This window comes from Methylophaga pinxianii, assembly GCF_020447225.1.
Taxonomy (GTDB): Bacteria; Pseudomonadota; Gammaproteobacteria; order Nitrosococcales; family Methylophagaceae; genus Methylophaga; species Methylophaga pinxianii.
Map to the genome: position 1 here is coordinate 1 of NZ_JAJAEO010000176.1, position 19,867 is coordinate 19,867.

Below are 19,867 nucleotides of genomic sequence, written 5' to 3' on the forward strand. Positions count from 1 at the left end.
GGGGGGGGAAATTGGCGTATCAAGCGAAGTGGGAGAAGGCACGCTTTTTTGGTTCGAGTTACCCTTCACCACGAATGAACCAAATGAATTAACTTTATCTGAGAGCCCTATGCTGATTTTAAGCACCGATTCACTGCATGACCTACTCAAGCCTGTTATCAATGGCTGGTCAGTGAATTACCAACATGTCGACAGCACAGCCAAAGCTTTTTCGGCTTTGATCCGAGCCGCTGAAAGTCAAACTCCTTTCCAGACAGTGATGATTGATCAGGATTGCATGCATGACATCGATCCCATTCAGTTTGCCAATATGATCCATGGTGAACCGCTGCTCGCTAATACTGCATTAATACTCTTAAATCCTTCAGATTTCAGTAAACAAGATCCACGGTTACGTCACCATTTCATTTCGATTGTGCAGGATGTTCAGATTAAACCCGTTTTGTTTAATGCTATTCATGCAGCGCAAAGTAACCATGCGATTCAAGATGAAAAAGTCATCCCCCTCGCTCAGCACTATGCGTCTCAATCCTATGCCAAGTCATTAAACATCTTGATTGCTGAAGATAATTTGGTAAATCAGCAAGTACTGGAAGGCATCCTGCGTCATGCTGGACATAATGTACTACTTGCCAGCAGTGGCGAGCAGGCCCTGGATCTTCTGAGTCAACAAATTGACAGTATTGAAATGTTGATTTTGGATATGAACATGCCTGATTACAGTGGTCCTGAAGTCATTCGTGCCATGCGCTATATGGATACCGGTCATGATATCCCGATTATTATCCTGACAGCAGACGCAACTCCACAAGCCAAACAACGCTGTATTGAAGCCGGAGCAAATGAGTTTCTCACCAAACCTATTGATTCCCGCTCATTACTTGAGTCGATTGCCCGTTTGGCACAGAATACTCAGGATAATGCCAAAACACGTAAGCCGGCACATCAATCTTCGACTGCTTCTCACCAATGGTGTGATCCCCAAATTCTGATTGAATTATCTCAGTTGGGTGGTGGCGAAGCGTTTCTCAAGCTTTTATTCAATGGGTATAAAGAAGATGGTACCAAGCATCTCCAGTTGATTCGTCAAGCAGCCCACAATGACTACCTGACCTATCGCGAAAGCTTGCACGCATTGAAAGGATCATCATCTGAATTAGGTGCTAATAGCGTTGCCGAGCTTTGTCGTCAGGGAGAAGCGTATAAACCCTTCGATATTGGCTCAATTCAGTTACTGCGACTTACCGAAAAACTGGAACATGCCTTCTTGCAGACATTGAAAGAGTTAGAATCAGCCCTTAAAGCTCAAATGCCATCACAAAAAGCGGATCACTAACTCCAATCCGCCTTAACCACTTGGAAATCAACCGTCGATGTTTGATTTCGCTGTTTGACGATTCACCAAACGAGTCATCATTCGAATATCTTTACTCGTCAGATTTAACGCGGCATCAGCCCAAATATTTGCGATCGCGACCAGCTCTTCATAACTGACCGTGTTGCAGAGATCTTTAATGCGAGACATGGCTTTATAACTGTTGGGTGATTTTTTAGCGGCTTTAATATATTTGTACAAAGCCAGTTCGCCTTCTCCCTTTTCAGCCAGAATATCGATAGCGCCCATTTCATACAGCTCTTCTGCTGTATAAAGCGCGCCAGACAGAATCATTTTTTCTGCGTTGGCTGCACCGACTTTTCGAGATAGCAGCGTATAAGCCCCCATTCCTGGAAACAAGTTAAACAATACTTCAGGTAAACCCAACTTAACCCCACGTTCAGCAATAATAATATTGCTCGACAAGGCAGCTTCAAACCCGCCACCCAGCGCATCGCCCTGAATCAGACTGACCGTGGTCAAATCACAATTAAAATGGAACATATTATCGTAGAGGATATCCACACAATGGATGGCATAGGCCAATAATGCTTGACGATCCCGTTTCTCAATCAGGGAGGTAAAAAGATTCAAATCCCCACCCAGATTAAACACTCCATCTACACTTGAACCGACAACCAAGTAATCATATTTTTCTTGATTGGTTTGTTGCATTTCGGCTTTAATGTTCGCCAGATAGTCTGATAATTCGTTTAATAGGGTTGGGGTAAAACAAGGCCGGGGGGCCGCATCCATCATGAACCAGCCAATCTTATAGGTCGGATCATAATAAGTATTCAGATGTTGATATTGCTTCGCCTGATTCTGGTCTAGTCCAGCTTCGTTCTCGTCTCTGAGTTTCACAACAGCGTTCATCATTTTCTCCTTAAAAGGGCTTGAGCTGCCAATCAACAAGTGACTGAAATTTGTCACTAAATATGAATTCAATTAAGGTTTAGCACGAAGTGTGCCGTTAATGATAAACGTGAAATCTACAATCAGATTATTTTTAGCAAAGTCGCTAAATGCGCCACACTCGCTTTCGCATTGCCGGTCAGGTTATAGCCCCCCTCCAATACTGAAATCAGTTTGCCATCACAATATTGCTTGGCTAATCGCAGCATGATTTCTGTCAGCTGGATAAACCCCTGATCAGTGATTTTATGGCATCCCAGCAGATCATCCTCACGGCTGTCAAAGCCGGCTGAAATCAAAATCAACTCTGGTTTAAAGCTGGCCACGGCGGGAATAAGCTTGTCTTCAAATGCCGCCACAATGTCTTTATCACCGGAACCACAGGGTAGATGGACATTTATATTAAAGCCTCTGCCCTCTCCGGTACCGGTTTTTTCGGGCGACCCCGTTCCTGGATAGGCTTCAGCATCATGGGTGGAAAAAAACAGTACCGAAGCATCATGATAAAAAGCCCACTCTGTGCCATTACCATGATGATAGTCCCAATCCACTATCAGAATTCGTTTCAGTCCATATCGTTTCTGGGCATAGCGGGCAGCTATAGCGATATGATTGTAATAACAGAAGCCTTCTTCTTTACCAGTATTTGTTGCATGATGCCCAGGCGGTCTTGAAGCACAAAATGCATTATCCAAAAGTCCGTTACAAACACTATCTACAGCAACCAATACTCCTCCGGTAGCTAAAACAGCTGCCTGATGTGCAGCAGGGTCGTGACGCTTTATTGACGCAATATGGGTGGCCGAATGTACCAGTAATAACTCTGATTCAATATCCCTTTTCGGCGTTAACAACGTGACCTTGGACAATAATTCACTGACTTCGATCTCATCCCGTAGCCGTTCATACCGGGCTGGAGACTCAGGATGCTGAGGCATAATATGATGTTCAGCAAAGCCGGGATCCAGCACCAGTCCTGTTAAAGCCGTTTGCTCCATTGCTGAAGCCTTAGTGCTCACAGCACCCAGTAAACCAAGTTTCAATAAATCCCTACGCTGCATATCTGATATCCCGAACCGGCTTCCATCTATTCGATTTTAAAATAAAATAACCCACATACAGGGTATTTCAAAATCGTTATTTCAATTATGCTTTTCAGCCCTTTTCGTAAAAAAACAAACGCGCTAAATCACGTTTATTCACAATGACTATTGATACCTTTTCAGCAATCTAGCCGATTAGCTGATGCATTTTTATATCGTGTTTCTCAGGCTTAATGCATCAGGGTACGGTTGTAAATAAGCCTGTTTAGCAATGTAAGGGTCTGGGTGATTATTAAAATGATGTTTCAGTAAGGTAATCGGCACAATCAGTGGCAGCTCAGCAGTTCTATAACGATCGATGATGTCAGCAAGTTCCTGTTTTTCCGCACTGGAAAGTTTCTTCTTCAAATAACCTTGTATATGCATCAATACATTTGTATGGGTTTTCCGAGAAGCAATGGTCGATAAAACGGCCATTAACGCAGCAAAATAACGTTCTGCTATGGCTTCAACCTCATGATTTCCTGCATCCGCCAGCATCCTGCCAAGTTCACCATAATCCTTGGGTGAATGTGCCATGAGCGTATATTTATATCGGGTATGAAAATTAATCAGCTTGTGATGACTTAAACCACTTTTGACCAGCTGCTGCCAGTCATAATAAGCAAACACCCTGCTGATAAAGTTTTCGCGTAATAAAGGATCATTCAACCTGCCAGACTCTTCCATTGGCATTAATGGATGGGCTTTTTTTAATGCATCTGCGTAAAGACCTCTTCCCGCCTCAGCGGCGGGATAACCATTTTCCTGATACACCTTAACCCGGAATAAACCACAACTTGGTGAATTCTTCATAAAAATATAGCCGCATAAATCGCTATGTTCATGGGCTTTTTGCTGGCCAAAAGCTGTGAGTTTCTCGGTGTAGTTCAAACGGTAATCATGCACGGCCACGGCTTGTGGTGAGGCAACATCTCCCACCAGACGAATGGGCTTGCGAGGAATTCCCATGCCGATGCCAACTTCAGGGCACTCTGGTACAAAATCAAAAAAGCGCGACAGACTTTCCGTACATAACCGCAGATGTTTATGTCCGCCATCAAAACGAACATTTTCCCCTAAAAGACAACTGCTGATTCCGACTTTAATTCCCATCAATCACTCGTTAAATCAATCATAAAAGGTTTTATCTAAGCTTTCGGTAAACTTTGCCAGCAGTTAAGACTCTATACAAGCAATAATCATAATTATTCAGGGGATTTATCATGGCGGCTTATCTCATCACCGGTGCAACAGGACTCATCGGAAAAGCGCTGTGTCAACGACTTTTAAATAATGGTGAAACAGTCTTTGCATTAAGCCGTGACTGTCAAAAAGCAACAAATATTCTGGGTTCACAAGTGCAATGTGTTGAATCCGTCAATGCGTTACCGGCAGAACGCCATATTGATGTCGTGATTAACCTGGCCGGTGCACCGATTGCCGATAAACGCTGGACGGCAGAACGCAAACAAAAGCTTCTTGAAAGTCGGGCCATTTATACACGAGATTTAATCCAACAGCTGGCTAAACGTTCCAGCTTACCGCACAGTTTAATCAGTGGTTCTGCAGTGGGATGGTACGGCGATCAGGGCGAGACCATACTGACTGAAGACAGCTCTTTTAAGCCCGAATTCAGTCATGAATTGTGTCAACAATGGGAAGATGCCGCTTTAACAGCAGAGTCACTGGGAATACGTGTGGCGATAATACGTACCGGTCTTGTTGTCGCTCCGAAAGGTGGTTTTCTTGGCAAAATGATCCTGCCTTTTAAACTGGGTTTAGGCGGTGCTATTAGTGATGGTCAACAATATATGCCATGGATTCATCTGGATGATATCTGTCGCTTGTTTTTATTTTTGGCGGAGAACCGTTCACTTAATGGCGTTTTTAATGGTTCAGCACCTCAACCTGTAACTAATCAGCATTTCAGTGAAGCCCTAGCTAAAACAGTGCATCGACCGGCTTTTTTTCGTGTTCCAGCATGCGTTTTAAAATTATCAATGGGTGAAATGGCTGATTTACTACTCGGTGGACAGCGGGCGATCCCAGAAAAAGCCCAGGCTGCTGGCTTTGAATTTCTCTATACTGACATCCATAGTGCGCTAAGCGATGTTATTAACTCTTCTAACTCAAAATAATTATTATCATGAATCAACGTGCCATTTTATTAGTCAACCTTGGCTCCCCGGATCATCCTGATGTTCCCGCTGTCAGACGATATTTAAACCAGTTCTTGATGGATCCCTACGTGATTCAATTGCCTTGGCTTATACGCCGAATGATCGTGAGCCTTTTTGTGTTGCCGACACGTCCAAAGGCATCCGCTGAGGCTTATCAAAGTGTTTGGACAGAAGACGGTTCACCGCTAATTGCATTATCTGAAAATCTGCATAAAGCTGTTCAAAAACAGCTGGATATGCCAGTCGAGTTAGCCATGCGGTATGGCAATCCCAGCATTGAAGCAGGTTTATTAAAACTGGCAAAGATAGAAGGTATTAAAGAAGTTTTATTTATTCCACTTTATCCTCATTTTGCCGATAGCACGGTGACGACCTGTATCGAAATGGCCAAGCAGGTTATCTCACAACATCATTTGGATATTTCTTTAACGGTAAAACCACCTTTTTATCAAGAGGCCGGTTACATCAATGCTCTGATAGAGCAGACACGTCCTTATTTAATGGAAGAACATGATCATTTATTATTTAGTTACCATGGCCTTCCCGAATCGCATATTTTAAAACGCGATCCCAGTGGCCAACATTGTTTGAAACAACCCGATTGCTGTACCCGACCACATGCGGCGCATGCGACCTGTTACCGTCATCAGGTGATGGCCACAACAGCAGCATTTGCCAAAAAAGCACAGCTGAATCCAGAGTCCTACTCTGTCGCTTTCCAGTCACGCTTGGGTCGAGCAAAATGGCTTGGGCCCAATACCGAAGACAGGTTGATTGAACTGGCACAGAATGGCACAAAGAATGTACTGGTCATGTGCCCGGCTTTTGTGACTGATTGTCTGGAAACTCTGGAAGAAATTGCTATCAGGGCTGAAGAGGTGTTTATCGAAGCAGGGGGACGTTCGTTAACATTGATCCCCTGCCTGAATGATGATCCTGTCTGGGTCGATCTGTTAGCCCAGTGGTGCGAAGCATCTTGAACTAGACGCGTCCAATAAGCGGTTGACGCACCACGGCACTGGTATATTCACCACCCGGTCCATAGGCACTGGATTCAGGATCTCTTCCACGAAGCACTGAGATAGCTCGTTGCAGATATTGACGGTTGATACTGACAATACCGCCATTTACCTGATTACGCTGCTGGCAGTTTTTAGCCACTACTTTTAAGTTTGTAATCAACTGATTAAGGCCTATTGCCTCTTCTTCACTTTGATTATCTATAAAAGCTTCCAGACCTTGTTTGCCGGATGGAAAGCCCGATGACATCAATAAAGCATCACGCTGACGGCCGTGATGTTCCAGCTTCATGATCAAAGGTTGTTTTTTGGTATTTATTTCGTTGATGGTATCAAGTGCCGATAAAGCGAGGGCTTCCCGTTCAGCGGCTAATAATTCGGCTAATTGACTGGCAACATTTAATTCAGATTGTAAAACACTACGGAGTTGTTGCCCGGGTGACATAGCCATGATGAAGGTTCCTTATAATTATAGGTTACCTTCAAAATCAATCATGTTTCGTGCCAACTTTTGACTATCTACCTGATAGCTTCCATCTTCAATCGCCGCACGTAAAGCAGCCACTTTCTGTTCGTCGACCACCGGTAAAGCGGCAATTTCTTGTTGTAACGATTGCAATTGTGTTGCCGTCGCGGTCAAGCTGATTTTATCGGTCGCGGCATCTCCACCTGACTTAACCTGGCTGGGAGTCGCATCTGAACGCTTTTCTTCAATACTAACGTTTCGTGTCGCGCTCACACCGCCCTGGAAAGGGGGTTTTATATTATTAATATCCGACATAAAAATGTCTCCATATTGTTTCTATATAAGTTATCGGACCGAGTTCAATAAACTTGAATAAAATGTGACTCGATCTATATTTTATTTACATTGTAACCCGCACGACCCCTGGCGCGTCGACGATCCCTTCCACCACCCGCTCAGAAGAAAGGTTTTTCACGCGTACACGGTCGCCCAGGCTGGCATCCGACATCGCCGTACCTTGCATGCGTACTTCCATAGTTCCCGCACTGGCTACCAAGACAATAGATTCACCCCGCTTAACCACATTGAGAGGTCGCAAATGATTGCTTTGAATCACCGTGCCCATACCCAATGAATATTTGGTCTGTTGTCCAACTGCGGCGGCAATATTTGCCATATAGCCTTGCCGAAGACTTCCAATATCACGATGTTCAATTCGCAGATCCTGTTCAGTTAAAACATGGTCGGCGGAGACAGGTCTCGCTACCACTACCATCGGCTTCATTACCTTGATTTGCAGAGGTAGGTACACAGTCCAAGCGACGGGCTGATGACAGCGAACCCCAACAGTGACATTGCCAGCTTTGGTTATAGCCCGGTTTGAAAATGCTTCCAGCCCACTTTCACAATGTTGCAGTCTTAAGCGTTTATCCATGGGGGTTAAGGTAATTTCCGGGTTATTAAACCGTGCTTGTGCCTGAGCCAAAGTAAAGGTGTAGGCTGTATGTTCGACCTCCGCCAGGGACTGTAGATTGGTGGCGTAAGCCGAAACCGTCAATAAATTGACACTTAATATCAATAGAAAATTCATGACAAATTTATACATTGTTCCCCTCCGGCATTAGCGCGGTATAGCAATAAACATCATTATCATTAGCAAATTTCATTCCGATAATTAGAGTTCAGAATTTTATCGGGCTGCCGTTATACTGCAGGTAATTATTTGGAGAGCTTTTATGGCAAGCATGATTGATGGCATTGACCAACGCACGCAACTTGCAGGTCAGAACCGGTTAGAGCTTTTACTGTTCAAGTTGGGCGGTACACAACGCTATGGAATTAATGTGTTTAAAGTTCGAGAGGCCATTGCTTGCCCGGCGTTGACACAAATGCCTCATGCACATCCTGTGGTACGCGGGGCTGCACGTATCAGGGATAAAACCATCAGCATTTTTGATTTATCTCAAGGGATTGGCAAACGGCCGGTGGTTAATCCTCAGGAACATTTTGTCATCATTACTGAATATAACCGTAATGTGCAGGGATTTCTGGTCAGTCAAGTGGATCGAATAGTCAATATAAGCTGGAAAGATATCTTACCGCCGCCCTCTGCCTCAGGTTCAAACCATTACATGACGGCTGTCACAAAGATTGATGATGAGCTGATCCAGATAATCGATGTTGAAAAAGTCATGTCCGAAGTGCTTGGCATCGAAGATAAGGTCTCAGATGAGTTAGTTTCGCAATTCGCAGCAGCCAATGCTGAGCACCAACATCATATCCTGGTCGCGGATGACTCCAGCGTTGCACGCAACCAGATTCGTCGAACAATGGAACAAATTGGTGTCAGTTGTACTATTGTGAATGATGGCAAGCAGGCGCTAGACAAATTAAAAGCATGGGCAGCTGAAGGCATTGATGTCAGCAAACATATTGCCATGCTGATCTCCGATATTGAAATGCCCGAAATGGATGGTTATACCCTGACGACTGCTATCCGTCAGGATCCAAACCTGAAAAATATCCGCATCCTGCTGCATACCTCCATGAGTGGAACATTCAATAATGCATTGGTGGAAAAAGTAGGCGCTGATAAATTTATCGCCAAGTTTGCCCCGGATGATCTTGCGATTACTGTGCAAGCTTTATTAGAAGAATGGCGTGAAAAAGCAGAACAACTGTCGTAATCACAGCTGTTCAACAAAAAAAGTTAGCGGTTATTTCTATCTCACTTAATCGATGCAGTTTTAAACCGCTGAATTTACTTTGATAATGTGAGGGTTATTTTCGTCTGGGTAATGGCATAGTGCCGAATAATTGCTCACGCAAAACTATCCAACTCTGCTGCAAACCAATGCTGTCTTCAGCTAAAACATGCCTTCCACTGGGATGTCAGCCACCCTCCAGCCGCTTTGGTACTGGTAGTGGATTATGAAAATCCGCTGGTTTTACAGTATTCGCTCAGCTTAAATGCTCAGGCCATCATTGGTTTACCCTTTCACCCAATGGGGGTCATGAGCAACTTATTATTGAGCTTACAAGAATACAAACAAACCCGATCAATGCTGAAAACCATCCGCAATCTGGAGTTAAAGCTCAGTGCCAGTGAACATATTGAAAAAGCGAAACAGTGCCTGAGCCAGTCTCAAGGCATCAGTCTGGAAAACGCTTATTCGGCAATGCGACAACAGGCGATGGAGCGCCGGCAACCCATCGGAGAGCTGGCAAAGGAGATTATTGCACAGCACCGGCAAACCCAAGAAAGCAACTCTACCTAGTGGCTTGCCTGAACCATATCGATTCTAAGCAAAAGCCCAGATATAAAAACAGATTTTAGGGGCTGAAGCGGATCACTTCAGCCCACCATAATATTTTATGGACCAAAACCGCTTGGCATTGGAATAACCTGATCCTGTTCCGTAACCATGTCCGCTTTGGCACGCATCAAGTTATTACCAACAAAACCACCCAGACGATAAACCCAGGGTTTCACCTGTTGATTAATTTCGTCGACTTCAGCCTGTACCTGCTCAGGCGTTTTTAAAACATCCAAACTGGCAATCGCCTCTGGTACTTGAGTGACTGCGTCGGGGGCAAACTCAGCCTGGAAAGTCGAAAAGTAAAAACCATCATTAAATGACGTTTCAGCGATTACTCTTAACCCATCATAGGTAAGAAATTCCGCACGAACCACTTCTGCATCGCCGCGAGAAAAATCATCTACCGGCTGAACATCTTCCAATCGCAATTGGAATAATGACCCGGCAATATCATAGCCAAGCTGTTCATAACGAAAGATGGTTTTTTCGCGATCTTCCGGCGTACCAAATTTATCCTTCTGGCCAAGATTAACCAAGGTGGCGGTTTCGCCTGAAGGCTGGATAATATCCACGCGGGCGATCCTTTCACGTGCGATATCCATGATTTGCCCATCAATCCAGTTCAGCATCATAGGACTCAATTGGAAATAGCCCTCTGCCAGATAGCTGCGCTCATCACCTATTCGGCGAATATAATATTGTTGCGGTCCCGCTGACTCAGAACTTAAATCACGCGCTTGTCCCAGAATTAATCCGGCGATCACTTGCTCGTCATTAAACAGTTTAATTTCAAATGATGAACTGCCCTCAACCTCAGTTCCCTCAACACCCAACACGGGATATAGCTCGGGATCATCGGTTTTTTGCTCAAGTATCCGAGCATCCGCCATATCCACTAACATTCTTCTGATCAATGATTCATCAGCAGAATAATTATAATAATCAGCAATCACCCAGCTGTTACCGTCGTTGTTGAGCGTAAACTCATCCTGCTCACTTTTGAAAGTGATTCTGTCCACATCATCGAGTTGTTCAAATAGCTCAGGAAACAACAACGAAAAGTCATCGCTGGTGTCCTCTGTCTGATAGATTGTGATCAACATCCAGACCACCATCACTGCAGTTAGGATAGCGAGAATGGAGAGACTATTTAGTTTTTTCAGCATCTGTAGAACCTGTCTGTTCAGTTGGGCAACGTCATCTGACGCATGCAGAATTTACGATTGGAAACGACCACGTGAACGTTTACGTAACCTTAACCATCCTGTGATCAATGCCAATATCGCCACAATAATCGGGATCAAACCGATATTGATGAATTTCACCACTGTTTCCAGCTGATCGATATCCTTACGCAGATTACCTTTTACAGCGCGTAGTTCGAGTTCTGTACGATCGGCAATGGCTCTGAATTCCGCGATTTCTTTTTGCTGTTCCGGCGTTGTTATTGCTTCGCCATCACCACGTTGTTCAACTTGCATGCGGGCAATACGTTGCCGTGTCTGCTGCAATTTATTTTCCAGCTCACGCTCTTTTGCCCGATAAAGTCTCTCGGCTTCGCGTTGCAATGCTTCAACCCGGACAAATGGACGAGTAAAACCTGTGCGTGAACGCACACTGATCAAGCCTTCCGCCCCGGTTAATTCTTCAATCGCGTTATGCACAAAGTCGATATTATTTGAGGTATTGAATGCCAGGTCCCGCCCATAAAAATCCTGCATAATGACCCAGAAACGATCATCCAGCAGATCCACATCCGCAATCGCCACGACATCAATACCATTTTCAGCCTGGTCAATATGATCCGGCATTTTCACCATCGCACCACCATCACTTTTAGCACCTTCTGGAAAAGCTGAATCTGCTTTACCAGTGATACGTACAGCTAACGGATAGCTGATAGTGCCACTCTCATATTTGGTTAACAGTGCAACTGGATCATTTCGAAACTGCACAACACGCTTATCTACCAGCATCGCCTCATTACTGGAACTCAAAAGTGGGGTCACGTCGGTTGTCGCATCTTCTAAAATTTTAAAATAACCGGCGGTCGCGACATTGATTTTGCGTAATTTAGAGGTAATGCGCTGCTCTTGATTCATATTTTCTTCATTGAGCGCATTCCACAACACATACTCAATCGGTTGATTATTGCTGCGAGCCCCAAAATCTACCTGACGGGCGGTTTTGCGATCGGCAACTACATCTGACGCATCACGTTCCACGCCCCAGTTACTCAACAGCTCCGGCATATTGGAGCTACGGTTGGCGACCATTGCCGCCATTGGGTTATCAGGATCTTTTTCCGGGACATCCACTTCTGCAAAAGGATCGACAAAAGTAATTAATTTGCCACCTCGCAATACGTACTGATCAATCGCATACAATGTTTGCTGCGGTAGCTCCTTGGGATGCACCACCATCAATACATCCACCGAAGAGGGGATACGGCGAATATCTTCCGGCAATACAGAAACATTAAACATCTCACGCAATTTGCCCATCACCGCCCAGGGTTTTGCGCCACCCTCAGTATCCAGCTGACCTTTAAGCGGATCATAACCTTCGCCATCGATCGGCAACGAACTCATCACGGCAACATTTTTACGTTCAGCATCTGACAATTGATAAATCATCCGGGTCAGATCATATTCCAGCACATCTTCCATTTCAGGCTGAAAGAAACGAATACGTTCCAGACCATCCAGTATATTGGTACCCGCTACCCCAAAAAATAACGGATCGGTTTCACCTTCAATAGGTATGGATTGCAAACCATATTGTTTAGCGCGCTGTTCATGATCCGTAAAAGGTTTTGGGTCGATGATTTTGACTTGAATCATGCCGTCTGAAGCACGCTGATATTCCATCAGCAGCTCCTGCACCCTTTGAGCATAAGCCTTCAATGATGGCAATGCCTGAGCCACCTGCTCGGAATAATAAAACCGCAAGGTGATGGGTTGCTGTAATGAAGACAAGATATTCAACGAGCCTTCTGACAGCGTATAAAGTTTGTCTTCTGTTAAATCGACACGGGCCGATTTGAAATTCCCGTTGACCACTATAATAAATGCGATAAACAGTATGATGGCCAGAATCAGACCGGTTTTGGATAATAATTGTTTATTCATTGCTGACTCGTACTCCTAATCGGCTTTACGTGCATTCACTATCAAGGCGTTGGCAAACAACCAGATAGCGATGAGCGCTGCGAAATACAACATGTCACGTAAATCAATCACCCCTTTGGAAATCGCATCAAAGTGGGTCAGAAAACTAAACGAACTAATGGCATCAACCAGTGGTTGTGGAGCCCAGCTGCTAAAGAAATCCAGTACGATGCCATAACCTGCCAGAACAAAAATCAAACTGACAATAAGACTGAGTACAAACGCAATTACCTGATTTTTGGTCACTGCAGAAATACACGAACCAATGGCCAAAAAGCCACCCGCCATTAAGAAACTGCCAATGAAACCAGTGAATATCACCCCATTGTCCGGGTTACCCAGATAATTTACGGTGATCCACAACGGAAAATTCAGGATGAGTGCCAGCCCGGTAAATGCCCAGGCCGCAAAGAATTTACCCACTACCGCTTCAAAAACCGATACCGGTAAGGTCATAAGCAATTCAATCGATCCGCTTTTACGCTCTTCTGCCCACAAGCGCATCGAAATCGCCGGGATTAATAAAATGTATAACCAGGGATGCAATGAGAAAAACGGATATAAATCCGCTTCGCCACGGGAAAAGAAATTTCCCACATAAAAGGTCGAGAAACCTGCTAACAGTAAAAAGATAATAATAAAAACATATGCAACGGGGGTAGCAAAGTAGCCACCAAACTCACGTTTCATGATGAACCAGATATTGAGCATATTCATCATTTGACTCCTGCAGTTCTTGGCAACGTGATGCTGCGGAAAACTTCATCCAAACGACCACTTTCAGCATAGAGTGATGCAATTTCCCACCCTTGCTCACGAATTTTTTCTGATAATGGAATAGTGATATGTTGACCGTCTTTCGGGAAGACACGGATACCATTGGCTGACGTTAAAGGTTCTGCGTCGGTAACAAATTCCAGTGAAGTCACATATTGCAGCAGCTTACCGTTATCAATCGCATTGACTGTTAATACCACGGCATTGTGGTAACGCGATTTCGCTTCCAGTTCTGCAGGGGTTCCATCAAATACCACTTTACCGCTGGCAATGACGACATTGCGGGTACATAAGGCGTTTACTTCTTCCAGAATGTGCGTCGAAATGATGATGGCTTTGTCTTCCGCCATTTCATTTATTAAGGTACGAACCTCATGTTTCTGATTGGGATCCAGACCATCTGTCGGCTCATCCATAATCAGAACCGGAGGGTTATGCAAGATAGCCTGGGCCAGACCAACTCGACGTTTATAACCTTTAGATAATGTTTCAATAGGTTGATACATCACATTCAGTATGCGCGCCCGTTCAGCGGCAGAGGCTACAGCACGTTTCTTAGCTGCGCCGGATAGACCGCGAATATCCGCAATAAATTTCAGGAAGCTGTCTGGTGTCATATCCGCATAAGCTGGTGCGCCTTCGGGTAGATATCCAAGGTTCGCTTTTACGGAAATGGGATCGGTGGAAACGTCATAACCACAGACTCGAACAGTACCTCGGGTCGGAGCCAAAAAGCCGGTTATCATTTTCATCGTCGTGGATTTACCGGCGCCGTTCGGGCCAAGAAAACCAAGTACTTCGCCTTTACTTACCAAGAATGTCACACCATCTACAGCTCTAATCTCGCCAAAATGCTTAGCCAGATCTTCAATCTCAACTCTGAGTGTCATACTTAAAGCGTCCCCCGCTTCATCAAAAGCATTTTCAAACCGGGCATTATTCAGCCCCATTCGCTATTACGTCAAGCTTAATACTGCAAAGTTTTCAGGAAAATATCCCGCATATTTACAGGAAAGCACTCCCGACGGGCATTCGGCGTTCTTTTTCCTATAACTCCCAGCCAACACAAGACGATTATTGAGCTGAACAAGGCTGAAATGATGCGATAGTGATTACATCATTTCCAACTCATACGCCTCAACTGCGTCGACTTCATTGGACATCAGACAATATTTCCTGATACGACGCACTCAATATCTCGAATAGCTATAAAATATCTGTGTCAAGCAGATGCCTGATATCACACTGAGCTATTTGCCTGCTGCCGCTTCTGGATCTGGACTCCGGCCCCAAGCAGCGATATAGATATAAAACATTGAATAAACTTCATTGTCAGCGCCTAACAATGCTATTTTTTACTCATAACCGAAGTGGTATGAATGATAAACAGGCTCTAAATATTTTTTTGCAGTCCAAAATACGCTATGGTGAAATTTTACAATTACTTTCTTTGGATACTTTATGGCCACAAATTCATTTGTTCAGCGCAGCCGACAGTTGTGGTGGGATATTATCGATTCCTTTCGAGACCCTGACAGCCGTAGACAAATATCCAAAGCTTTAATTCTGGCTATTGCCATCATCCTGCTTATTTTTTTGCTGATCATGCTTTGGTGGAGTTCACCCCCAAGCGCATTTGACCCTCAAAATAAAGCCCGCGACATGGCCGCAGAAAAACAGCAGGATCTCGTGGTCGGCTACACCTCCACCGCAACCTTAATCACACTGGCCAACACATTGCTGGATAAACCCGGAGGTTATCTCACCAATGATGTCATGCCGCCTTCGGTATGGATGGACAATATGCCCAATTGGGAGTTCGGTGTGCTGGTGCAAATTCGCGATTACTCACGCGCATTGCGTAATGATATTAGCCGTTCCCAATCACAATCTGCAGAAGATAAAGATTTAATCATTGCCGAGCCGCAGTTTAATTTTAATTCCGACTCATGGTTATTTCCACCAACTGAAAGTGAGTACCGGAAAGGTATTAAAGCGCTGGAAAGTTATCTGACACGTCTCACGGATGAACAGCGTGATGAAGCCCAGTTTTATGCCAGAGCCGATAATCTTGCTGCCTGGTTGGGAATTGCAGAAAAACGCTTAGGTAGTCTTTCACAACGTCTTAGTGCCAGCGTGGGTCAGGTTCGGGTTAATACAGATCTGGCAGGCGATCCATCAGCACATCAATCCACATTTGCCCAGCTGGAAAAAGTGACCAAAACACCATGGTTGGAAATTGATGATGTTTTTTATGAAGCGCGAGGATCGATCTGGGCAATGATTCATTTGCTTAAAGCCGCTGAACACGATTTTGCTGACGTATTACAGAAGAAAAACGCGCTTATCAGTCTTCGTCAGATTATTCGCGAACTTGAAGCCACGCAAGCGACAGTCTGGAGCCCTATCATTTTGAATGGCAGTGGATTTGGGTTGTTTGCCAATCACTCACTGGTAATGGCGTCATATGTATCGCGAGCTAATGCAGCAATGATTGACCTGCGGCGTTTGCTTGAGCAAGGTTAAGATCAGCCTTTAATATTCAAACGGGTCAGTCGCCTATGCGATACAAATCCTCTGTCAAAATTCGGCTTTATCTCAATGATAAAGTCGCGTTGGGTCCGGGGAAAGCGGATTTACTTGATGCTATCGTACAGCATGGATCTATTTCAGCTGCGGGCCGAGCCATGGGAATGTCTTATAAGCGTGCCTGGGATCTGGTCAACACCATGAACGAATGTTTTACCCAGCCGGTGGTCATAACCGCTAAAGGCGGCAGTCATGGTGGTGGAGCTGAAGTGACTGAATTGGGAAAACTGATTTTAACGCAGTATCGTCAAGCCCAATATGATGCTGAACGAGCAGTAGAGCAACAACTTCACAGCCTTTCGGAGCAGTTGAAAGCGTCCTTTTCTGAATCAAAAAATTAGTTCTCTTATTAACCTTCGCTAAGAAACTTCTGCTTTCAGGCAAGGCCACTTTTAGCTAAATCGATTTTAGCCTGTTCAACTGCCCTGCCTAACTTGGCAGGGCAATTTCTGATAGAAGCGTATGATCAAGTTCCGGATTAAAAAGCCCACTGACTGCGAACTTGGAACACATCGGCTTCCTGGCCATCGTAGGTACCGCCGTCGACATCCAGAACATGAACATAGTTTGCAGAAAAACGTAACATCGAAATCGGATACCAGTTCAATCCCAACGTCATAGAGTCTGCCTCTCCGCCCTCAATAGCGCCATCATTCAGATCCAGTGAACTGTAACGAATCGCCATTTCCCATGCCCCGATACCACCATCACCAACCTGACGATTTGGTTTTATTCCTCCAAATACCCCGTCTTTATATGGTCTGGATTCGCCAGTAAGCGAATAACTGCTTTGCAGGTACCAGCCATCAAAATCGGCATCGCTGATATTGTCACGCTTGACAGAGGTGCGGATATATTCAGCCTGTGCTGTGAAAGGTCCGACCACCGTGGCCAGTTCCAGTCCAGATTTCAACATTGTGTCGGCATTATCCAACATATCAGTATCCACAATGCGTACACCTGACACATTCGTTTCAGGCGCCTGGCTAAAACGAACCGTATTGCTGGGTTGTAAATCCCGGTAATTAAAGCCTAAGCCAAGATGCAGTAACTTACCGGACTCATTAATCGGTGCCAGCGTTCCACGGGTACTCCAGCCCCAACCTTCATCTTCATCGGCTTCTCGGGTACTGCTAGCAGTGTCACCCATCAAAGCTGCAGCCAAAGTCCAATGTTTACTATTACGAGCGCCCATGACACCGACATGCCGACCAGCATTAAAAGCTGTCGGTAAAGCGCGTTCCATAAACATGGTGTTACTCGCGCTAATCATATAATCCAGACTGAATGGATCTTTGAAATGCCCTGCCATGATTTGATAATTTTTAAATCCGTCATACGAGATAAAAGCATCGGTAATCGAACTATTATCAAATTCGTATTCCAGCTTGTATCCCCAGTCACGATATAGCGTCCCAGCGAGATATAAACGAGCACGACGAATATCGGTACCGTCCCCCATATCAGGGGAACCACCATAGGCTGCAGCATCGACTTGTAGACGACCACCGATTTTGGTCGAAAACTGGCCGTCACGAGTTTCCAGGGTTAGGCCGCCATTTGTTGATATTTCTACAGCAGAGGGTTTGGTCGCCTCAGCCAGTTTTTCATCTAACTCAGCTTTTTGTTGTTCATTGCTTGCTTTATTTTCTGCCAGTTCTTCCATTAACCGACCATATTGTTCGTCGGTCACCATACCGTTTTCATGCAGCATATTAATTAGTGTTTCCAATTCGGATGCATTCGTGGAAAAGCTGAGCGTCAAGCCGATGACAGCTGTCAGAAGATGTTTTTTGAATCGCATAACTGTGTTCCTTTTTAAAGGTCAATAAATTTCTGTAATAATATCGACACATTTGAAACCAGCATTAATATTTTTTGCGAAAAAAACAGTAAGTTTTTTCTATTGTGAAACAGTCCAAATCTAGAAAAAAAGTTCAATAAACAATCTTGAGCCCTGACAAACCAGGCAGTTTTTTTAGATTTGGTTAAAACTTTATTTATTCCTTAATAAAGTTACTCCAAAATTATTGATTTAATTTATCGAAAACTAACTATTCACTTGGTGCAACAATTTCAATTGTAATATTTCTGTTAAAAGGCCCATTGACTTCGCACTAGAAAAATACGCGGCTCTTGTCCAGCGTTTGGTCCGCCATCAACATTCAAAACATTAACGTAATTGGCAGAAAACCGGAGCATGGGGACGGGATACCAGTTCAGTCCAAAAGTCAGGCTGTCTATTTCGCCACCAGTCACATCTTTGTCAGTTAGATCCAGTGAGCTGTAACGGGCCACCAATTCCCAGGCACCTATACCTCCCTCCCCAAGAGGTTGATTCGGTTGAGGACTGCCGAAGTCGCCATTTTCATAATTTAATGAATCTGCTGTGAGGAAAAAGCCGCTTTGAAAGTGGCCGCCTGAAAACGTAATATCTTGTCCGGTTTCTCGACTTACATCAGACAGCATATATTCTGCTTGTGCCGACCAACGGTTATGGACAACGGCCCACTCTAGACCGGTTCTGGTATAGGTTCGTGCTCCGGGAATAATACCGGTATCGACAATATCAAAGCCGGCAACCCGTGCTTCAGGTTGCTCATCGAAGCGTAATGTCGCCTGATCATTCAAATGCCGGTAAAAAGAAGCCAGTCCAAAATGCAACACGTTATTGTTATGGTTGAACGGTGCCATCGTGACGCGTGCACCGACTCCCCAGCCCTCATCGTTTCTTTCGCGTTGTTCATTGGCATCATCACCAAAAACCCCAGCTGCTGCACTCCAATGCTGACGTTTGGTATCCGCCATCACGCCGATATAGCGATCGCCACCGAAAGCGCCTAATAAACTGCGTTCAATCAACTGTGAATTGGCCGAACTGCTGCGATACTGCAGGCCTAACGGAATTTCCATCAACCCCATTCTTAGACGAGCTTGAGAAAAACCGCTGTAACCGATATAAGAGTCTTTTAATTCACCGCCATCGGAAAAATCGTAATCCAGCTTAAATAGCCAATCCCGATAAATTCGTCCCGACCAGGCAAGACGGGCACGACGAATATTCGTACCATCAGCAATTTGCGGCGCGCCATCATAATCTGCCGCATCAATCATTAAACGGCCACGTATCCGGGTTTCAAACTCTCCATCAGTAGAACTGATCCGCAATCCACCTTTCGCGGAAACTTCTACTTCCGACGGCTGAGTAGCTAATTCAAGCTTTTCGACAATTTGCTGTTTTTCTTTTGCTGCGTGCTGTTGATTCTGTTCCAACTCAGCCAATAGTCGGTCATATTGCTGCTCACTGATCATGTCATTTTCATGCAACATATCAATTAACAAACGTAATTCTGAAGCGTGACTTACCAATGGCAAGCCGAGAAATAACACACAAAGCAGTTTTGGAATAAATTGGGACATTAAAAAACTCAGCGTTAAGTTGCAGGATTGGGAAAAAACTCATCCCGATGTG

At 44.7% G+C, this 19,867-nt stretch carries 19 protein-coding genes; 7 read left to right on the plus strand and 12 right to left on the minus strand.

Going from position 1 to position 19,867, the window contains the following annotated elements:
• A partial coding sequence (locus LGT40_RS09915; protein WP_226343198.1) for a response regulator occupies positions 1 to 1,336 on the plus strand: 1,336 nt, incomplete at its 5' end.
• A 27-nt stretch (positions 1,337 to 1,363) separates the two neighbouring features.
• Here the strand turns inward: LGT40_RS09915 and LGT40_RS09920 are convergent.
• The 3 genes from LGT40_RS09920 to LGT40_RS09930 form a co-directional block, all read right to left on the minus strand.
• Positions 1,364 to 2,254: a crotonase/enoyl-CoA hydratase family protein gene (locus LGT40_RS09920; protein WP_226071806.1), complete on the minus strand. Its 891-nt coding sequence runs from the start codon at positions 2,252 to 2,254 to the stop codon at positions 1,364 to 1,366.
• Between the two features lie 119 nt (positions 2,255 to 2,373).
• Positions 2,374 to 3,351, minus strand: coding sequence for a histone deacetylase family protein (locus tag LGT40_RS09925; protein WP_226071804.1), 978 nt, complete (start codon positions 3,349 to 3,351; stop codon positions 2,374 to 2,376).
• Between the two features lie 192 nt (positions 3,352 to 3,543).
• Positions 3,544 to 4,488, minus strand: coding sequence for a YbgA family protein (locus LGT40_RS09930; protein WP_226071802.1), 945 nt, complete (start codon positions 4,486 to 4,488; stop codon positions 3,544 to 3,546).
• A gap of 110 nt (positions 4,489 to 4,598) precedes the next feature.
• Between LGT40_RS09930 and LGT40_RS09935 the strand changes: the two genes are divergently transcribed.
• Positions 4,599 to 5,513: a TIGR01777 family oxidoreductase gene (locus LGT40_RS09935; protein ID WP_226071800.1), complete on the plus strand. Its 915-nt coding sequence runs from the start codon at positions 4,599 to 4,601 to the stop codon at positions 5,511 to 5,513.
• 8 nt (positions 5,514 to 5,521) lie between these two features.
• On the plus strand, positions 5,522 to 6,535 hold the full coding sequence (gene hemH, locus LGT40_RS09940) for a ferrochelatase (RefSeq protein WP_226071798.1): 1,014 nt from the start codon (positions 5,522 to 5,524) through the stop codon (positions 6,533 to 6,535).
• Between the two features lies 1 nt (position 6,536).
• Here the strand turns inward: hemH and LGT40_RS09945 are convergent, their stop codons facing one another.
• From LGT40_RS09945 to flgA, 3 genes are all read right to left on the minus strand, one after another.
• Positions 6,537 to 7,025 carry a flagella synthesis protein FlgN gene (locus LGT40_RS09945; protein WP_226071796.1) on the minus strand — a complete coding sequence of 163 codons (489 nt, stop codon included), beginning with the start codon at positions 7,023 to 7,025 and terminating at the stop codon, positions 6,537 to 6,539.
• 18 nt (positions 7,026 to 7,043) lie between these two features.
• A complete protein-coding gene (flgM, locus tag LGT40_RS09950; RefSeq protein ID WP_226071794.1) occupies positions 7,044 to 7,355 on the minus strand; it encodes a flagellar biosynthesis anti-sigma factor FlgM in 312 nt (103 codons plus the stop codon).
• 85 nt (positions 7,356 to 7,440) lie between these two features.
• Complete coding sequence (gene flgA / locus LGT40_RS09955) at positions 7,441 to 8,145, minus strand: flagellar basal body P-ring formation chaperone FlgA (RefSeq protein ID WP_226071784.1); 705 nt, start codon at positions 8,143 to 8,145, stop codon at positions 7,441 to 7,443.
• Between the two features lie 130 nt (positions 8,146 to 8,275).
• On the opposite strand from flgA, the gene LGT40_RS09960 reads away from it, so the two are divergent.
• Positions 8,276 to 9,226 (plus strand): chemotaxis protein CheV, encoded by a 951-nt coding sequence (locus LGT40_RS09960; RefSeq protein WP_226071782.1) that lies wholly within the window; start codon positions 8,276 to 8,278, stop codon positions 9,224 to 9,226.
• Between the two features lie 129 nt (positions 9,227 to 9,355).
• Positions 9,356 to 9,817, plus strand: a complete 462-nt coding sequence (locus LGT40_RS16370; protein WP_369075674.1) for an ANTAR domain-containing response regulator — start codon at positions 9,356 to 9,358, stop codon at positions 9,815 to 9,817.
• Between the two features lie 95 nt (positions 9,818 to 9,912).
• Here LGT40_RS16370 and LGT40_RS09970 read toward each other — a convergent pair whose 3' ends face one another.
• The 4 genes from LGT40_RS09970 to LGT40_RS09985 are packed head-to-tail and all read right to left on the minus strand — an operon-like array spanning position 9,913 to position 14,696.
• Positions 9,913 to 11,025, minus strand: a complete 1,113-nt coding sequence (locus LGT40_RS09970) for a DUF4340 domain-containing protein (protein ID WP_226071779.1) — start codon at positions 11,023 to 11,025, stop codon at positions 9,913 to 9,915.
• A gap of 51 nt (positions 11,026 to 11,076) precedes the next feature.
• Positions 11,077 to 12,990 carry a GldG family protein gene (locus LGT40_RS09975; protein WP_226071777.1) on the minus strand — a complete coding sequence of 638 codons (1,914 nt, stop codon included), beginning with the start codon at positions 12,988 to 12,990 and terminating at the stop codon, positions 11,077 to 11,079.
• Positions 12,991 to 13,005: 15 nt separating this feature from the next.
• Positions 13,006 to 13,746, minus strand: a complete 741-nt coding sequence (locus tag LGT40_RS09980; RefSeq protein ID WP_319000264.1) for an ABC transporter permease subunit — start codon at positions 13,744 to 13,746, stop codon at positions 13,006 to 13,008.
• A complete protein-coding gene (locus LGT40_RS09985; protein ID WP_226071838.1) occupies positions 13,746 to 14,696 on the minus strand; it encodes an ABC transporter ATP-binding protein in 951 nt (316 codons plus the stop codon). The genes LGT40_RS09980 and LGT40_RS09985 overlap by 1 nt, the downstream gene beginning before the upstream one ends.
• A gap of 571 nt (positions 14,697 to 15,267) precedes the next feature.
• Here LGT40_RS09985 and LGT40_RS09990 point away from each other — a divergent pair.
• Together LGT40_RS09990 and LGT40_RS09995 are read left to right on the plus strand one after the other, a co-directional pair.
• The gene (locus tag LGT40_RS09990) at positions 15,268 to 16,332 is read left to right on the plus strand and encodes a DUF2333 family protein (RefSeq protein WP_226071773.1); all 1,065 of its coding nucleotides are present in this window, start codon (positions 15,268 to 15,270) and stop codon (positions 16,330 to 16,332) included.
• 35 nt (positions 16,333 to 16,367) lie between these two features.
• A complete protein-coding gene (locus LGT40_RS09995) occupies positions 16,368 to 16,736 on the plus strand; it encodes a winged helix-turn-helix domain-containing protein (RefSeq protein ID WP_226071771.1) in 369 nt (122 codons plus the stop codon).
• A 137-nt stretch (positions 16,737 to 16,873) separates the two neighbouring features.
• Here the strand turns inward: LGT40_RS09995 and LGT40_RS10000 are convergent, their stop codons facing one another.
• Together LGT40_RS10000 and LGT40_RS10005 are read right to left on the minus strand one after the other, a co-directional pair.
• The gene (locus LGT40_RS10000; RefSeq protein WP_226071762.1) at positions 16,874 to 18,199 is read right to left on the minus strand and encodes an OprO/OprP family phosphate-selective porin; all 1,326 of its coding nucleotides are present in this window, start codon (positions 18,197 to 18,199) and stop codon (positions 16,874 to 16,876) included.
• A gap of 290 nt (positions 18,200 to 18,489) precedes the next feature.
• Positions 18,490 to 19,815 carry an OprO/OprP family phosphate-selective porin gene (locus LGT40_RS10005; protein WP_226071760.1) on the minus strand — a complete coding sequence of 442 codons (1,326 nt, stop codon included), beginning with the start codon at positions 19,813 to 19,815 and terminating at the stop codon, positions 18,490 to 18,492.
• Between the last annotated feature and the right edge of the window lie 52 nt (positions 19,816 to 19,867).

Bases quoted from the DNA above. Each gene is read 5' to 3' on its own strand.
- LGT40_RS09920 (WP_226071806.1), bottom strand. From the start codon at position 2,254: ATGATGAACGCTGTTGTGAAACTCAGAGACGAGAACGAAGCTGGACTA.
- LGT40_RS09925 (WP_226071804.1), bottom strand. From the start codon at position 3,351: ATGCAGCGTAGGGATTTATTGAAACTTGGTTTACTGGGTGCTGTGAGC.
- LGT40_RS09930 (WP_226071802.1), bottom strand. From the start codon at position 4,488: ATGGGAATTAAAGTCGGAATCAGCAGTTGTCTTTTAGGGGAAAATGTT.
- LGT40_RS09935 (WP_226071800.1), top strand. From the start codon at position 4,599: ATGGCGGCTTATCTCATCACCGGTGCAACAGGACTCATCGGAAAAGCG.
- hemH (WP_226071798.1), top strand. From the start codon at position 5,522: ATGAATCAACGTGCCATTTTATTAGTCAACCTTGGCTCCCCGGATCAT.
- LGT40_RS09945 (WP_226071796.1), bottom strand. From the start codon at position 7,025: ATGGCTATGTCACCCGGGCAACAACTCCGTAGTGTTTTACAATCTGAA.
- flgM (WP_226071794.1), bottom strand. From the start codon at position 7,355: ATGTCGGATATTAATAATATAAAACCCCCTTTCCAGGGCGGTGTGAGC.
- flgA (WP_226071784.1), bottom strand. From the start codon at position 8,145: ATGTATAAATTTGTCATGAATTTTCTATTGATATTAAGTGTCAATTTA.
- LGT40_RS09960 (WP_226071782.1), top strand. From the start codon at position 8,276: ATGGCAAGCATGATTGATGGCATTGACCAACGCACGCAACTTGCAGGT.
- LGT40_RS09970 (WP_226071779.1), bottom strand. From the start codon at position 11,025: ATGCTGAAAAAACTAAATAGTCTCTCCATTCTCGCTATCCTAACTGCA.
- LGT40_RS09975 (WP_226071777.1), bottom strand. From the start codon at position 12,990: ATGAATAAACAATTATTATCCAAAACCGGTCTGATTCTGGCCATCATA.
- LGT40_RS09980 (WP_319000264.1), bottom strand. From the start codon at position 13,746: ATGAATATGCTCAATATCTGGTTCATCATGAAACGTGAGTTTGGTGGC.
- LGT40_RS09985 (WP_226071838.1), bottom strand. From the start codon at position 14,696: ATGACACTCAGAGTTGAGATTGAAGATCTGGCTAAGCATTTTGGCGAG.
- LGT40_RS09990 (WP_226071773.1), top strand. From the start codon at position 15,268: ATGGCCACAAATTCATTTGTTCAGCGCAGCCGACAGTTGTGGTGGGAT.
- LGT40_RS09995 (WP_226071771.1), top strand. From the start codon at position 16,368: ATGCGATACAAATCCTCTGTCAAAATTCGGCTTTATCTCAATGATAAA.
- LGT40_RS10000 (WP_226071762.1), bottom strand. From the start codon at position 18,199: ATGCGATTCAAAAAACATCTTCTGACAGCTGTCATCGGCTTGACGCTC.
- LGT40_RS10005 (WP_226071760.1), bottom strand. From the start codon at position 19,815: ATGTCCCAATTTATTCCAAAACTGCTTTGTGTGTTATTTCTCGGCTTG.